The sequence below is a fragment of the Cohnella cellulosilytica genome, from assembly GCF_042431195.1.
GTDB lineage: Bacteria > Bacillota > Bacilli > Paenibacillales > Paenibacillaceae > Cohnella > Cohnella cellulosilytica.
The window spans coordinates 43,056-58,302 of record NZ_JBHMDN010000018.1 but is presented as its reverse complement, the minus strand read 5'-3'; the positions used below and the strand labels follow the sequence as shown (position 1 = coordinate 58,302).

Genomic DNA, 15,247 nt, shown 5'->3' with positions numbered 1-15,247 from the left:
CAATTCGATTTATTTTGTAAACTCTTAAATCGTTATGTCCCTTCCATGCTAACGTGAAGTTTGCTGTGGTAGAATAAGTAAATGGATGAACAGGACGGACACCGGGGGAGCAGGAATGAACAAGACCGATCGGCAGCTCGCCATCATGCTGGAGCTGCAACGGAATAAAGTATTGAGAGCGGAAGATCTGGCCTCTCTGTTTGAGACTAGCGTGCGGACAATATACCGTGACATACAAGCTCTAAGCGAAATGGGGGTTCCCATCCTTGGGGCGCCCGGGCAGGGCTACTCCCTGATGGAAGGATATTTTCTTCCACCGGTCGGGTTTACCGCTGAAGAGGCAGTAACCATGCTTATGGGCACTGACTTTATCGAACAGAGGCTGGATGGCGATTACGCAAGCGTAGCTAAGGCGGCCCGGCGCAAAATTGAAGCTATTCTGCCGGAAACCGTGCGCGACGAGTCGACGCGCGTTCGGGAAACGATGCGGCTTCTTCAGGTAGGCGAGCCGATAACCAGCTTGAGGGAGAAGGATTATCTCGGACAAGCCAGGCGGGCAATTATGGAGCGCCGCAAATTGCGTATAACCTATCTGAAAAAAATGCCGGAAACAGACGGCAATCGGAAAAGTACGCGCGATGTCGCTCCATACGGATTGGCGTTGATTCGGGGAAATTGGATTTTGATTGCACATTGCGAGCTGCGGCAAGAAATTCGGCATTTCCGGTTGTCGCGGATGACGGGGCTGACCGTATTGGAGGATCGCTTTCTCGTTCCAAACGGATTTAATCTTAACAACTACCGTCCGTCGGACGACCGTAACGAACGGGTGGCGGTTCTGGCTAATCCTGAAATTGCGGATAAAATCGCCGAGACTTGTCATTATTATATGGAATCGACCGAGGAGCGGAAGGACGGTCTGATCGTCAACTTTTTAGTCCGACAGCCGGAGGAACTGCTGACTTATCTCCTCGGCTGGGGCGGGGATGTCAAAGTGCTGGAACCGGAATCTCTTCGACAGCGGATGCGGGAAGAGGCCGAAAAAATCTTAGAACGCTACTGACACGCTATTGTCAGTAGCGTTTTGTTAAATTGGGATTGTATCCAAGAAGGAATAACGAGGAGTTGTTTGATTCATGAGAAGTACAGCGGAAGCGTTACAGGCATTTGAGACAGTCGTAGGACGTTACTTAAGCGAACTGGAAAGCCTCGATATGGAGCAGCTGCTAAAAAAACCGAACGAGGAGGAATGGTCGATTGGTCAAATGTATATGCATCTCATTCAATCGGCACAATTCATGCATTTGAACAATGTTGATCAATGTTTGGCCGGAAGCGAAGCGACAGTAGACGCTGCGGAGGAAAAAACGGAGAGGGGCAAAGGAGCCTTCGAGCTGGGAAGTTTTCCTCCCGTGCGGATACGGGTACCCGATTCACCGCAATACACCCCGAAACAGCCGGAGAGCAAGGAGCAGCTTAAGGAAGGCTTGCTCGGTGTCGTGGAGCGGACGAAACGTACGGAATCCGCTGTGAGTAAAGTGCCGGAGAGCAGAAAAATTATTCATCCCGGATTCGGCGCGCTAAACGCCAACGAGTGGTTTTTGCTTATTGAAATGCATTACAGGCACCATTTATTGCAGTTGGAACGTTTAAAAGATTTCTGGGAAATAACGTATGAATGACGATGTAAGAAGCGGACTCGCAAACCGCTAATTTATCTGTTAAAATGAAATTTACATCAGCAGCTTGGTTAGTCAACTTATGTATACGGTCGTGAAGAACACGCCGCATTTGCCTTCCGCTGGGAGGGCTGTGCGGCTTTTTTGCGTTCTGCACGCGCTCTAGCAAGCATGGTATACTAAAGGAGAGAACGTCGCATGTCGGCACATCGGCTTAAGCCTAAAAACGATTTCCTCTTCAAAAGACTGTTCGGGGAATCGGACAGCAAGCATCTGCTGATTCCGCTGCTTAATGCGATTCTGGGAGCGACAAGCCGCCGTTCCATTGCGGATGTCACGGTTATCGACAACAAGGAGCTTGTAAAGCAGGTTCTCGACGGCAAAAGCGGGCGGCTGGACGTGCGGTGCGAATCGGATCGCAGCGAACAGATCAACCTGGAGGTACAGATCGAACGGGAGCTTGCGATGGACAAACGGTCTTTGTTCTATGCCGGCACGATGTATACCGGCTCCATTAAAGAAGGAAACGACTACGCGCAATTAAAGAAAACGATCGCCATTAATATTCTCGACTTCGATTTTTTGCCGTCAGCGCATTTTCACAGTACAGGAGTTGATTGCGATGGACGCTTCCATCAAATCCGCGGAGGAACGACTGGAATGGTTAAGCAGCGACGAGAAAACAAGGCAGCTTTACGAAGCGCGCGAAGAAGCGCTGTATGAACGTACGAGCTTGATTAACGCCGGCATTCGGAAGGGCGCTGAAAAAGCGCTGCTCGAAACTGCAAAGAAATTGCTGGATTTGGGCATCGATATCGACAAAATCGAAAAAGCGACCGGGCTGACGGAGGCGCAGTTCAAGTCGGATTGACGATGCAATGTTTCTTTTCATCCGCGAATTATGGTTTAATACCTGTATATGAAATCATCCAAACTTCCCATGATCTACGGCATCGTCGTTATCGTCGCCGTGCTGCTTATGCTGCCCAAGTATGCTTTTAACGACCCGGACACGTTCTGGCATATCGAATTGGGGAGCTATATGCTTGAGCACAAGCATATCCTCCATCATGCCATCCATACGTTCTACGAAGACAAGCTGCCCTATATTCCGCACGAGTTCGGCTTTCAGATTTTAGCGGCGCTGTTCTATCAGGCGTTCGGCTGGCCCGGCGCTTATTTGCTGACTGCGCTCAGCCTGCTGCTGCTCGTTCCGGGGCTGCTTCGCCTTGCCCGCGTATCGCGCAAGGAGTTGGGCATGGAGGAGGATCATCCGCTGATGCTCCTGTTCGTGCTGCTTGTCGCCTGCTGGATTTATTACGGTTATTTTAAAATCAGGCCGCAGATGATTTCCGCCGGGCTGATCGTCTGGTTTGTCGTCTTCTTGCGGGAATTTCAGCTGCGGGTCGGCTGGAAGCCCGCCGTCGCCTTGATGGCACTGTCCCTGCTCATTGCGAATATCCATACGGGAGTCTGGCTTGTCATCGCCGTGTTTACGGGCATGGCGCTCCTGGAGTCGCTGCTGAACAGACAACTGGATAAGCCTCGCATTTGGACGTTTGTGGGTATTTGGCTTGTCGGACTGCTGAATCCGGGAGGTCTCAAAAGTCTGTTCTTCATTCTGACCGTGACGAAAAACGATTTCAACATGCTCATCAACGAATGGCAGCCGATTCAGTTCAACAAGTTGGATAGCCTGCCGATTGTGCTGCTGCTCCTGTTTTTTGTTCTGACGCTGCCGTATGCGCTGCGCGGCAAGCCGTTTCGTTTTTTCCTGGCTGCAGGAATTTTGTATTTGAGCATCGCCAATTTCAAGCAAAACCTGTTCATGTGGCTGCTCATTCCCTATTTCGCCGCAGCCGCACTGGACGCGGCTCCGTCATGGCTGCGGTCGTGGCGGCCGCAGCTGCGCATGCCGGTCATTCTGATCTGCCTCGCAGTCGGACTGGCCGTCAACAGCGCTGTCGTATTCGTCAAGACGCCGCAGGTAGATGCAAAGAATTATCCGGTCGAGGAAATGAACTACATTATGGCGAGCGCACCGGATGATCATCGCCCCAGAGTGCTGTCCACCTACGGCACCTCCGGTTACGTCATGTTCCGGGGCGGAGACATTCTGACCGACGGCAGACAGGATCCCTTTATAACCGAAGCGTCCAAAGGAACGCTCGGCTGGAACGCGTTCGAGCGCTCGATGCACGGCTTCTCGGTTTACTTGCCGGAAATCGTCTCCTACGACAAGCCCGATTACGTAATCGTCCGCCGCGATTCCTCCTGGAAGCTGTACAACGGCTGGGTCGAGGCATTCGGCGAGCCCGTCTTCAAAGGAACGTACGGCAGCGTATTCGCGATATCGCAGCGCTAGACGTTTTTGCGCTTCAAAATTTGGTAGACGCTGCTGGACATGCCAACCAGGATGCCGGTGATCGGGAATACGGCCCAGTTGACGTCCCAACGTTGATAGACAAAGCCCGTGAACAGGAACACGGCTGTCGCCAAAGGCCACAACAGAGCGTTTACGGCCCCGATGACCCGTTCCCCTTCCTTCTTCTCTTCCGTTATATGCGGCTCCTCCAACAGCTTCGTATAAGCGCCTTGGATATTCCCGTAATAGATGAATAGAAATACCGCCACAGCCGCGCTTACCAGAAAAGCGGATACTCCATACGGGGTAAGATCGTCGTCGACATAGCTCATCGCGAAAATAAAAATCGGCGACAACACGCATAGACAGACTCCCGTAATCAGCGCTAAACGATAGGTCCGAGCAAAATGGAACTGAGTGCGCTGTAGCGCAGCCTTGAATGCATAGGGCAGCCGAAAATCCCGCTCCAGATTGTCGAACCGGCTAAGCTTCATTCCACTGTGAATGAACATTCCGACCGCTGCGGCAAAAAGCACGAACATCCCGATCAGTCCCAGCATCGTACCCTTTTCGGCCTCGTTAGCCGTGAATAAAGATTTGTTTTCAAATATCGTATCCAGAATCAGCAGCAGCGCCACCCCGCAAGCAGCGAGAACAATGCCGAGACCGGTCCATAATCCGGAGCCGCGTTTGGCAGCCATGTAAGGTAAGCCTCATCTTCCGACAGCATAGGCACAGGGACATGCAGAGCCGACTTCGCACCAGCCGCATCGATGCCGAGCTCTGCCGTCAGCTCTTCGATATTGCCGAATTCCGAAATAACGATTCCGATCGCCTCGTTCTCCGATTTGCCTTCCCGCTTCAGCTCCAAGTATTTCTCTTCCATTCCGGTTAAAAGCTCCTGCTTCAGACGCATCAACTCCGGGTTTCTCGGCAGACCGGCAAACATATTATCCAGATATACGCTATCGTCTCCATGCCCTGTTACCACTCTCTAATAAATGGGTTAACTACCTCTTGCGTAACCTTCCATTCCGCGCATTTCTCCTTGTAGTATGCAAGGCCCAGCGGAGTCATTCGGTAATAGGTGCGCCGCTTGCCAAAGCTCTCATCCCGGTAGAAGGATTCAATATATCCGTTCTTCTCCAGCCGGGTGAATGCGGAATACAGCGTTGTCTCCTTCATGACGTACTTCTCCTGAGTCAGCTGCCTGATGTTCTTGGAAATCTCGTACCCGTAGGAATCCCCGTCCAGCAACATGTAGAGAATGAGCGTATCATTGTAGCCGCGTATCACGTCGCTGCTGATCACAATTGGCATCCCCTCTTGATTACTTCACCTGTCGTAGTAGTTGAAGTATAACATAATTACTACGACAGATGAAGTAGTTGTTTGAAAACAATGAAACGACCGCATGGCGACGACTTCCGCTCGCGTCATAGAAAAAGTAAATAGAGCGGCACATTCGCCGCTCCATCTGTAAAGTCATCGCCGCAACAATGCCGGTCTTCCAATAGCCCCTCGTCAGCATTGGGCGCCTGGCACTAGTCATCGAAATCTTCATCAAAATCTTTGTAGCTAATTGGTTTAGACCCGGTGTAACCCAAACTTTTTGGCATATTATAACCGTTACTTTTATTGTAGGACATGTGGTTATTCAGCAGAGTCGAGTTATTGTAAGCGTCGCTGCCGTTCAGCAAAGTCGAGTTATTGTAAGCGTCGCTGCCATTCAGCAAAGTCGAGTTATTGTAAGCATCGCTGCCTCCCGATATAGACGCTTTTTTGTAGCTACTGCTGCTACTGCCTGTCTTCGCCTTGCTCTCTTCAGTCAAAGCAGCGGTATTGCCTGCCGGGGCGCCCCAAACCTCGTCTTCGTCGCTCGATGTCCTGATATTGTTGTCTCCGGCAAGGGGCAGGCTTTTCCGGGAACTGCGCTCGTTCTCATCAACTACCAGCTTTTTCCCAGGCACATTACTTATCGAACCGTAGCCAAAATATTTCTCCTGCGGCAGATCCGGAACAGGCGCGACTTCTTTGCGTTTCGCCAGCAATTCCTTCATTACGTTGCCATGCTTCGATTGCACATCGCCGCGATAATCGTAGGCGATCGGATCGTGACGCTCCGTCTTCCTGAGCAGTTCTCTGAGCATTTGGTTTTTCTGGTCGTGCGCGTCGCGCATCCGTTCTTCGGCAGCATCGGGCGCATGGTCGGCATATCCGAGCAATTCCAGCGCAGACACTTGCATATTTTTCGTAAACGCCTGCCTGCTCCCCTGCATCTTAGGCATAAAATTGCCGTCGATATCGCGTCTGCGCACCTTTTTCCCCGTTGTCGAATCGACCTTGTCTTTGCCTGTCAAATAGTCCGTTTCATACTGGAATTCAGGCTTTCCTACAAACTCCACGCCCAACTGTTCAATCGGAACATTGTTGTTCTCAAGCTGCTGCACAGTCTGCACCATCTGCTTCGAACCCGGCTTGTAGTGGCCGCTGGCATCGGAAACCAGCTCAATTTGTCCATCGCGAACTTGAAGCTCGCCAGCCCCGGCGATATCATCCCCGGCATTAAAGGTGGAATGGTGGATTCTCTCCATCGAAGGAAGCTGCATATTTCGAAGTGAAGCTTGATGCTCCGGCGTCTCTTGCAAATCTTTCAAATCCTGTTTGCGTTGGTCATGGACGCGCTTGGAACGATCCGAATTTTCCTTGACTGCATCCATAGAATGAAATTCGCCCAAAGCGTTCATCGTGAAAATGTGCCGGTCTGCCTTCGCTCCCACCGTCGACGATTCTAAAGCCCCTATCGTATCCAGCGATTTGCCGTCTGTCGCGTTGATCATTTTACCGGACTTGTCGAACCCCCGGGCATAGGAGGCTCGCTGCGATTCATTCGCATAGAAGGTCGTCGAATCCAGGTCTACGCCGCGGATGCCGCCCCTGTACAGCATCTCTTTATCAAATTCGGATTCCTTGTTATTTTCCAGAGCGAATCTCGACCCCGCCGCAGCCGGCTGGAGGGATGGAGCGATCAGTCCGGACAAACTATCCTGATTAGCGTCCTCCGTATCATCATCCGAGTCGTCGTCAAAATCATCATCGTTATCCTCGAATAAATCCTCCCTCACCCGAGCAGGAAACACACCTTGCTCCGGGGTAACAGCCCCTACCGCAGAGGAAATCGATTTGTTGTTCGACAACTGCGGAGGCGGGAGCGTACTGCTGCTCTTGCTGTCCCAGTCAAAGTCAAAATCGTCATCGTCATCCGACTCGTTATCGTTCTCCTTAAACGGCACATATCCCTTCGCCAGAGGCTTCGGCCCTGACGATGTCGTGGAACTGCTGCCAATATTCCAGTCAAAGCTTGAGCTGCCGCTGGTCGACTCGCTGCCGTCCTCGAATGGTACATACCCCTTCGGCAATGGCTTGGATTGCGGGATTGTCGTGGAACTGCTGCCAATATTCCAGTCAAAGCTTGAGCTGCCGCTAGTCGACTCGCTGCCATCCTCGAACGGTACATAACCTTTCGGCAGCGGCTTGGATTGCGGGCTTGTCGTGGAGCTGCCGCCGATATTCCAGTCAAAGCTTGAGCTATCGCTGGTCGACTCACTGCCGTCCTCGAACGGTACATACCCTTTCGGCAGGGGCTTGGATTGTGGACTTGTCGTGGAACTGCTGCCAATATTCCAGTCAAAGCTGGAGCTATCGCTGGTCGACTCACTGCCGTCCTCGAACGGTACATAACCTTTCGGCAGGGGCTTGGATTGTGGACTTGTCGTGGAACTGCTGCCAATATTCCAGTCAAAGCTGGAGCTATCGCTGGCCGACTCGCCATCCTCATACGGCACATACCCCGGCGGCAACGGCTTCGACTTTGGAGTTTCCGGTTTGTTCTCGGGAACGTTTGTGATGTTCTGCGGCTTCGGGAGCTGCTGTTTGCGGTGTCCGCCGATTTGCGTCTTGATCCGATGCGAGCCAAGCGTCGGCTTGGGCACTGTCGGCACAAACCTCTGCGTTGCCTGATTCCCAATCATCTCTTGCATATCCAACACCTGCTGCGTACGGTGTCCGCCGATTAGCGACTTCGTGCGATGAGAGCCGATAATCGGCTTTTTCGACGGCTTGGCTCCGATAAAAGGCGTATTCTTCGAAGAGACGGCGTTACTGCGTTCTCTGGGCATGGGTAACCTCCGATCATCAGCATACTTGCGGTTAGTTCATCACACGATTAGCCGGATTCGGGACTAATCCACCATCCCCAGCGCCTGCAAAGTTCGGATAAACACCGTTGCAGCCTGCGCGCGCGTCACCTGACCTTGCGGGTCGAAAGAATCCGCCGATACTCCCGTCATAATTTGCAACCGGATCATCAATCGAACGTCTTCCTGATAGGCCGGATTCACGATTTCCATGTCCTTGTAGCTATTATCATTCGCGTTAACCTCTTCCGTTGCTGTCGGCCTCTTATCCAGAGCGACGACAGCCGCCAGCATACTTGCCATTTCTTCACGAGTCAGCGCCTGATTCGGCTTGAAGCTGCCGCCCTTCGCGAAGTCCAGCAACCCAAGCGCTTTAGCTTTCGCCACAGCGTCCGCGTACCAAGCGCCGGCTCCAATGTCGCGATAAGGCGCATTGCCGCCGGCAGATGTCGCGCCGTCGTTGGCCGATGCGCCGCCGCGTCCGAGCGCACGAACGAGCATCACCGTAAACTCCGCTCTCGTCACCGCTTTACCGGGATCATAACGTCCTTCGCCAACCCCTTCGACAAGCCCTTTTGCCGCCGCCAATTCCACATCCGACTTCGCCCAATGCTTCTCCTGCACATCGGCAAAGCTCACGGCATTTTCCGCCACCATATAGACGCTATTGGAATACGAGTGAATCATCACGTACCACATGCCGTCCAGCTTCACAGCCGTGGCAGGGACAAACTCGAATTTCTTCGTCGTCCCGTTGTAACGAAATGCGCCCCATTGCTCCGGCATGGCTGTAACGTTCCCCGGCATCGGGATGATTCGGATGATTGCCTGTGAGAATTGATCCGCCGTCCCGATCGTCCGGCCTGTCTTCGTATTCACGATCTCCAGATGATAATCGACCATCGCGCCGATCACTTTGCCGTTCGGCAACCCGTCCGCCAATGCAGCTTGCAGTCCCTTGTCGCCAGACTTATCCGTCAAGCTGATCTTGAAGCTAACCTCTTCGACTGTGAGGTTGTTCTTCACCAGCAGCTCCTTCAGGCTCGGGATGAGCGACGCCAGATGAACAGGAAGGCGATAGCTTCCGTAAGGCGTCTTGATCTCAATGATGAAGGCGGCGTTCTGATCCGCGAAGCTTGCCAACAAGCTTACGGGTATGCTGGCATAGGCCGATCCGCCCCTCGGCTCCACTTCCAGCGTCACCGACGGTTTGGACGTGTCGATGCCGGTCGGGTCAAACGGCTTGCCGTTCAGATCGATCTCCGGCTTCGTCACAGTTGGCGCTGTACCGCCGCCACCGCCGCCCGTGCCGGTTCCTGTTCCCGGCGTTGGCGCGGCATCAGCCAGCGTAAAGCTGACGGTATAGTCCTTGAAGGTTACCTCATCCTCGGCAGTAACCTGCACCGTTGCGCTTCCGGGCAGGGACGCCGCTTGCGTGATGGTTACGGCAGCCTTTCTATCGTCTGCGTCTGCGCCTACTGTCGCCGCCATACTGCCGGGCAGAGTACCATAAGGCAGTTCCACGTGATAGGTAAGCACATCAGGGTCAAAATCGGTTATCCTACTGCCGCCTACAGTCAGAATACTCAGGTCGGCGTTGCTTCCGGGCGTGTAATTCCTTACGACATCCAGAGTAAGCTCGGCAGAATTTCCCTGATCGAAGTAAATCGTAAAGCTCACTTCGTCCCCTTCGCTGAAACTCTGCGCCGCAAGATAGCTGTCTTTGATGGTCAGCACCTCTCCACTCACACTATAGTCGGCGGGCGTCGTCAGCAGCACATGGCCATAGACAACATTCGTTACGCTAGCTGCACTGTTCCAAGTAATTTTGGCGCTTATATCGCCGGGGAAATCCAGATCGTATCTTACAGCTTTCGGACTGATCGTTGCCGAGCTAATAATCGGCGTATTCTCGTCGGGAATAACAGTCGTATCGCTGACCGCAATGGTCAACATCCGCTCGACGCCTCCGGTAAAAGAAAACGTTAAGCTTGTCGTACCGACCGGCTGTGTCGCCAGATAATTTCTGGAGATCATCACCGTATTTCCGAGGACCGCGTAGTCGGTGTTTCGCACAAGCTCCTCTGATTCATTACGAATGCCGGTTAATGTATTGCCGTTCAGCGACAGCGTTATTGCGATATCCGCTTGAGCAGTCGTATTTTTATCGAAATCGGCTGTACTCGGGCTGATCGTGCTGTTCAGCGCCGAATTATCCAGCACGAAGCGCTCGGATACCGCGTGAACCTCATTGCCTGCCGCATCCTTCCCCTGAACGTGCAAGTACCAATCTCCATCCACGCCTTCTTTCGTCAGCAGACTGCCATTACTCAACAACTGCCAACCGTCTGTTGGTTTAGTCGTGTTGCTTTGCGTCCATACATATTCCAACGTGGAGATCACCAGACCGCTGCCGCCAGCGTCATAGACCGTTGCCGTTACCGAAGCTGCCCGTGCAGATGTTCCGTTGCCATCCGGACTGAAGGCAACCGTTGGCGGCGTCTTATCGATATTGATCGCAAGCGGGATGCTTAAGCTGCTATTGCCAAGCTGATCGGTCACCTTGAACACGACCGTATTCATTCCTGTTTGCCAGAATACGGCATCCAGACCAAAAGGATTTTCCCCCTCTCCGTTCAACGACCAAGTTACAATGGGGGGGCCATTCTCTAAGGCTTCTGCCGCAGCGAGCACCTTAACGCTTCCATTCGTCCATTCCCCGCTCTTATAGGCGTCGCCATCCGATCCATCCGGATTTACCTTATTCATCGTGGGCGTCAGCTTGAAGTTCCCCTTGCTGATGTTTACAGTGCGACTCTCGAGTTTCACATTGCCGATTGCATCGCTCGCTTGGAAAATGATCGTATGAACTCCGGATTCGGTCAGAGTGACCGGTTCAAGATCAGAATAATCCGACCACGTCTTGCCCCCATCAAGCGTATACTTTAAGGTTGCGATGCCGCTTAGCGAATCTGTCGCTGTGGCGGTTATAACCACGTTCTTGCCTGTCCACGTATTCTCCGGATAAACGGCATTGTCGTCCTCCGTCTTCATCGTCACGCTGACCACGGGCGGCGAGTTATCAATCAAGAATGGCGCTGAAGTTTTGCTCGCCGAATTCCCTGCATAATCTCTGGCCCGGACGTGCAAATACCAGTTCCCATCCGCGCCGGTGTGCGTAAATTGCGCGAGTTGCGTGGCTGGAAGGAGAGAGAAACCGTCCCATCCACTTACAGGAGCGGATGCCGAGTCCGACCAAGCATACTCCAGCGTAGACGCATCGATGCCGCTCGTCGCATCCGTGACCTGAACAGCGGTCGTAATCGTTCTTAACGGCACAGCGCTGCCATCAGGATCAAAGTGAATAACAGGCGGCTCCCGATCGCGAGATACCGTTAGCGTATACGTCTTGGGCGGCTTCATATAAGGTTCCACGCGAACCTTGATCACGGATCCGGTAGGCGGAACCGTAACTTCGACCGATTGGCCGCTCGGCTGCAGCTGGTCATTGATATATAGTGCGGAATAAGCGGAATCTTTCAAATCCGCCTTGATATGAACGCTCGATACCCCCGGGGCGATGTCATAGTGATACGAAGTCACGGATGGAGAAAATGCAGGGGAAGACGCACCTTCCGCAAGCGTCAAACCGATCAATTCATTGTCGCCCGGCACAGAGGTTTGCAGGCCCCAACTCACGACGGTGCCGTCCCGCTTCAATGCCAAGGAATGATTACGACCAGCCGATATGGCAATCACATCCTCAAGCCCGGCGGGAGGTATTGCTTTTCCATACTGATTGTCGCCCCAGCCGACAACCGTGCCATTTCCTTTCAACGCCAAGGCGTGAGCTTCGTTGGCCGATATCGCAACCACATCGTTCAGCCCAGCCGGAACGTTGAGGATTCCGTTCCCGTTATATTCTTTGCCCCAAGCGACAACTGTGCCGTTCGACTTTAACGCCAAGGCATACATGTATCCGGCATCAATCGCAACCACACCGGATAAACCGGCAGGCATACTCGTCGCCCCCGATCCGTTCGTTCCCCAATCGACGACCGTGCCGTTATATTTCAAAGCCATCGAATAATAAGCGCCTGCGGCTACTTTAGTAACGCTGCTTTTCGCCGCATCCGGGATCGTCGATTGTCCATTGCCATTAAGCCCCCATCCGATTACCTCGCCAGCGCCCGGCAGAATCGATGTTTCCCTGACCGTCAAGGTGTGCTTGCCTGCCGCCGCCATGGAGATGACCTTGTTCAGACCGGGAGGGACATTGGTCTCGCCTGCGTCGTTGCCTCCCCACACCGCAACCGTGCCGTTTGATTTGCGAGCCATGAAGGTGGTGTCCTTCGCATAAACTTCGACCACGTCCTTCAGCCCCGCAGGAGGCTTGGCCCAACTGTCGATCTTGGTTCCCCATACGATGACGGTGCCGTCCGATTTCAAAGCGATGGAATTATCCTGAGCGGCTGCGATCTGAGTCACTTTAACCGTAGCGGGCGAAGCCGCCTCTGCCGGCTTCGCAACGGGAACCGCGCACAGCCACCCCAGAATGACAGCCATCCCTATGTTGATCCACTTTATATTCGTTTTTTTACGGTTACATTGGTAACTCATTGACCCAGCTCCTTCACTGCGCGGAATATCACGCCCTACTGGCGCAGATTTGCGTTTCTTCCATATAGATGGGATTATATCAGCAGTTCCTCATAGAAAATCTTAATGAAATCTTAATGGATTCGGCGTCGTCCTCCTGAAAAAAACAAATTCCCGATAAATCGTGCTATGATCAAGCTAACTCAAATTTGGAGACGGTGACGATTATACAATGGAACAAATACTCGTAGTGGATGATGATCCCCAAATCCGAGAAGTGATCCGTGCCCATATCGAACAAGCGGGAATGAGCGCCGTCGAGGCCGGGTCCGGGCGCCAGGCAATCGAACGACTGGAATCGGAGCGCATAGATGTCCTGATTCTGGATCTGATGATGGACGATCGCGACGGTTTCGAGGTGCTGGGCTACTTGAACGCTCGCAGATTGGACACGCTGACGATCGTGGTCAGCGCCAGAAGACAGGAGCAGGACAAGATCGTCACACTCGGACTCGGAGCCGACGATTATATGACAAAGCCCTTCAGTCCGATGGAGCTAATGGCCCGCATACGAGCCGTTCTGCGCAGACGGTACCCGGTCTCCAATCATCCCTCCCTGGTCATTCGCTTAAATCGTCTGATCCTGGATGTCGATAACTATACGATGCTCGTCGATGGCGAGAAAATAACGCTGACTTATGTGGAATGCGGCCTGATGCAGCTCTTCATGCAAAATCCCGACAAAGTGATGACGAAACTCGAAATCTATCAGCAGGTGTGGCAGCACGAGCGCTATGACGACAACAATCTAAGCGTCTATATGAGCCGGCTGCGCAAGCAATTGGAACGCGGGAAATCCACCTGGGAAATTCAAACGGTTCGCGGCGTCGGCTACCGGCTGACGGGAGCCGGAATATGAAGCTGCGCACCAAGCTGTGGCTGCTGCTTGTCGTGAGTACCGCGATCAGTATGGTTTTGTTCGGTTATAGTTCGGTCTGGATCGGAAAAATCGCGAATAAGGGCTACGCCCTGTTCCAGCTTAATCCGCTTGCAGAATCCGTTGTGGATGCGATCGAGGAACTGCCTGAATTCGGAGAAGATACGCTTAGACAAACTCTGGACCGCGCGCATGCGGAGCATCCCGCCATTCGTTGGATATGGCTGGACGATCAGGGCCGGTCCATGTATGATACGGCCGGGCTCAACCCGACTTTTACGTTCCGCGATCTGGCGGCGCTGATGCAGAACATGCCGGAGAGATACTTGACGGATGACGATGTTCATATTCTTACGCCGGCGACAAGAGACGGACAGACGTATTTCCTGCTCCTCGGCATTCCGGCCTCCGAGATGAAGCAGGGCGAAGTGTATTTTATGGTGCGCACGCTGAAATCGCTGCTCACGCTGGTCGTTCCGCTTATCCTGTCGTTCTCGCTGCCTTTTTTACTGGCTATCTGGTTGTTTTCCTCCATTAATAAAAGAATTCGGAAGCTCAACCATGCCCTGAATCAACTGAACATCCAGAGCGACTCTCCGGCGGTGGAATTGGCGGATTCCTCCAAGGATGAGCTCGGCCAGCTCACGCAGCATTACAATTCCATGGCGCATCGCATCCGCTCCCAATTCGCGGAAATTCAGCAGTTCGAGAGCAAGCGCAAGCTGCTGCTCTCCAACCTGTCGCACGATCTGCGCACGCCGCTGACGACGATGCTCGGCTGCGCGGAAATGATTCGCACCGGAAACTATAAAGATGCAGCCGAGCTTCAATCGCGAGCCAAAATCATTCTGCAGCGCTGCAGATATATGGACAAGCTGCTGGATCAAATGCTGGACATCTCCCGCCAGGACGCGGACGATCTGACCCTTCGTGCGGCGGATCATAATCTATCCGAGATCGTTCGCAAGATCGCCGTCGAATATATCATGATACTCGATGGAGATCAGATTCATCTCGATATCGAGGTTCTGGACGAGGACATTCACCTCTCGATCGATGCCTCTCTGATCGAAAGAGCCGTGCGAAATCTTATGGATAACGCGATTCGGTATGGCAGAGACGGGCGATATCTCGGCCTCCAACTGACGGCGGACAATCATTCCGTAAATATTATCGTGAAGGATAAAGGAAAAGGGATACCTCCGGAGCATCAAGCGCATGTTTTCGAACGCTTTTACCGGGTGGACGGCGGAAGGCAGGGAGAAGGGTTGGGAATCGGCCTGGCGATTGTCAAAGAAATCGTCGAAGCTCACCAGGGCAGCGTAGAGATGAGCAGTACGCCAAATGTGGAGACGGCGTTTCGGATTTCGCTGCCTCGCGGGCATGGGGGGACGGCTTAATTTTCCGGTTGAAGTTCAAATGAAAAGGTCCATTCTCGAGCATGAGCCAACAAAAAAGAGCGAGATTACTG

Annotated in this window: 12 protein-coding genes; 7 read left to right on the top strand and 5 right to left on the bottom strand. The window is 53.0% G+C overall.

Features of this window, described 5'->3' with window-relative positions; all coding sequences use genetic code 11:
- Window positions 1-115 precede the first annotated feature (115 nt).
- The 5 genes from ACFFT4_RS14595 (at window position 116) to ACFFT4_RS14575 (ending at window position 4,044) form a co-directional block, all read left to right on the top strand.
- Window positions 116-1,063, top strand: a complete 948-nt coding sequence (locus ACFFT4_RS14595) for a helix-turn-helix transcriptional regulator (protein WP_378048770.1) — start codon at window positions 116-118, stop codon at window positions 1,061-1,063.
- A gap of 73 nt (window positions 1,064-1,136) precedes the next feature.
- On the top strand, window positions 1,137-1,682 hold the full coding sequence (locus ACFFT4_RS14590; protein ID WP_378048769.1) for a DinB family protein: 546 nt from the start codon (window positions 1,137-1,139) through the stop codon (window positions 1,680-1,682).
- Window positions 1,683-1,877: 195 nt separating this feature from the next.
- Window positions 1,878-2,402 (top strand): Rpn family recombination-promoting nuclease/putative transposase, encoded by a 525-nt coding sequence (locus ACFFT4_RS14585; RefSeq protein ID WP_378048767.1) that lies wholly within the window; start codon window positions 1,878-1,880, stop codon window positions 2,400-2,402.
- A gap of 10 nt (window positions 2,403-2,412) precedes the next feature.
- On the top strand, window positions 2,413-2,550 hold the full coding sequence (locus tag ACFFT4_RS14580; RefSeq protein ID WP_378048765.1) for an Rpn/YhgA-type helix-turn-helix domain-containing protein: 138 nt from the start codon (window positions 2,413-2,415) through the stop codon (window positions 2,548-2,550).
- A 48-nt stretch (window positions 2,551-2,598) separates the two neighbouring features.
- The gene (locus ACFFT4_RS14575; RefSeq protein WP_378048763.1) at window positions 2,599-4,044 is read left to right on the top strand and encodes a hypothetical protein; all 1,446 of its coding nucleotides are present in this window, start codon (window positions 2,599-2,601) and stop codon (window positions 4,042-4,044) included.
- Here ACFFT4_RS14575 and ACFFT4_RS14570 read toward each other — a convergent pair.
- The 5 genes from ACFFT4_RS14570 to ACFFT4_RS14550 form a co-directional block, all read right to left on the bottom strand.
- The gene (locus ACFFT4_RS14570) at window positions 4,041-4,745 is read right to left on the bottom strand and encodes a hypothetical protein (RefSeq protein ID WP_378048762.1); all 705 of its coding nucleotides are present in this window, start codon (window positions 4,743-4,745) and stop codon (window positions 4,041-4,043) included. The genes ACFFT4_RS14575 and ACFFT4_RS14570 overlap by 4 nt on opposite strands.
- Complete coding sequence (locus ACFFT4_RS14565; RefSeq protein ID WP_378048760.1) at window positions 4,667-4,993, bottom strand: permease prefix domain 1-containing protein; 327 nt, start codon at window positions 4,991-4,993, stop codon at window positions 4,667-4,669. Before ACFFT4_RS14565 ends, ACFFT4_RS14570 begins: the two co-directional genes overlap by 79 nt.
- A 35-nt stretch (window positions 4,994-5,028) precedes the next feature.
- On the bottom strand, window positions 5,029-5,355 hold the full coding sequence (locus ACFFT4_RS14560; protein WP_378048758.1) for a PadR family transcriptional regulator: 327 nt from the start codon (window positions 5,353-5,355) through the stop codon (window positions 5,029-5,031).
- 233 nt (window positions 5,356-5,588) lie between these two features.
- The gene (locus tag ACFFT4_RS14555; RefSeq protein WP_378048756.1) at window positions 5,589-8,222 is read right to left on the bottom strand and encodes an IQM protein middle domain-containing protein; all 2,634 of its coding nucleotides are present in this window, start codon (window positions 8,220-8,222) and stop codon (window positions 5,589-5,591) included.
- 63 nt (window positions 8,223-8,285) lie between these two features.
- Window positions 8,286-12,860 carry a X2-like carbohydrate binding domain-containing protein gene (locus tag ACFFT4_RS14550; protein WP_378048754.1) on the bottom strand — a complete coding sequence of 1,525 codons (4,575 nt, stop codon included), beginning with the start codon at window positions 12,858-12,860 and terminating at the stop codon, window positions 8,286-8,288.
- A 211-nt stretch (window positions 12,861-13,071) separates the two neighbouring features.
- Between ACFFT4_RS14550 and ACFFT4_RS14545 the strand changes: the two genes are divergently transcribed.
- Both ACFFT4_RS14545 and ACFFT4_RS14540 read left to right on the top strand, forming a co-directional pair.
- Window positions 13,072-13,758 (top strand): response regulator transcription factor, encoded by a 687-nt coding sequence (locus ACFFT4_RS14545; RefSeq protein WP_378048752.1) that lies wholly within the window; start codon window positions 13,072-13,074, stop codon window positions 13,756-13,758.
- Complete coding sequence (locus ACFFT4_RS14540; protein ID WP_378048751.1) at window positions 13,755-15,176, top strand: sensor histidine kinase; 1,422 nt, start codon at window positions 13,755-13,757, stop codon at window positions 15,174-15,176. Before ACFFT4_RS14545 ends, ACFFT4_RS14540 begins: the two co-directional genes overlap by 4 nt.
- Window positions 15,177-15,247 lie beyond the last annotated feature (71 nt).

Bases quoted from the DNA above. Each gene is read 5' to 3' on its own strand.
- ACFFT4_RS14550 (WP_378048754.1), bottom strand. From the start codon at position 12,860: ATGAGTTACCAATGTAACCGTAAAAAAACGAATATAAAGTGGATCAAC.
- ACFFT4_RS14595 (WP_378048770.1), top strand. From the start codon at position 116: ATGAACAAGACCGATCGGCAGCTCGCCATCATGCTGGAGCTGCAACGG.
- ACFFT4_RS14540 (WP_378048751.1), top strand. From the start codon at position 13,755: ATGAAGCTGCGCACCAAGCTGTGGCTGCTGCTTGTCGTGAGTACCGCG.
- ACFFT4_RS14555 (WP_378048756.1), bottom strand. From the start codon at position 8,222: ATGCCCAGAGAACGCAGTAACGCCGTCTCTTCGAAGAATACGCCTTTT.
- ACFFT4_RS14545 (WP_378048752.1), top strand. From the start codon at position 13,072: ATGGAACAAATACTCGTAGTGGATGATGATCCCCAAATCCGAGAAGTG.
- ACFFT4_RS14585 (WP_378048767.1), top strand. From the start codon at position 1,878: ATGTCGGCACATCGGCTTAAGCCTAAAAACGATTTCCTCTTCAAAAGA.
- ACFFT4_RS14590 (WP_378048769.1), top strand. From the start codon at position 1,137: ATGAGAAGTACAGCGGAAGCGTTACAGGCATTTGAGACAGTCGTAGGA.
- ACFFT4_RS14570 (WP_378048762.1), bottom strand. From the start codon at position 4,745: ATGGCTGCCAAACGCGGCTCCGGATTATGGACCGGTCTCGGCATTGTT.
- ACFFT4_RS14575 (WP_378048763.1), top strand. From the start codon at position 2,599: ATGAAATCATCCAAACTTCCCATGATCTACGGCATCGTCGTTATCGTC.
- ACFFT4_RS14565 (WP_378048760.1), bottom strand. From the start codon at position 4,993: ATGTTTGCCGGTCTGCCGAGAAACCCGGAGTTGATGCGTCTGAAGCAG.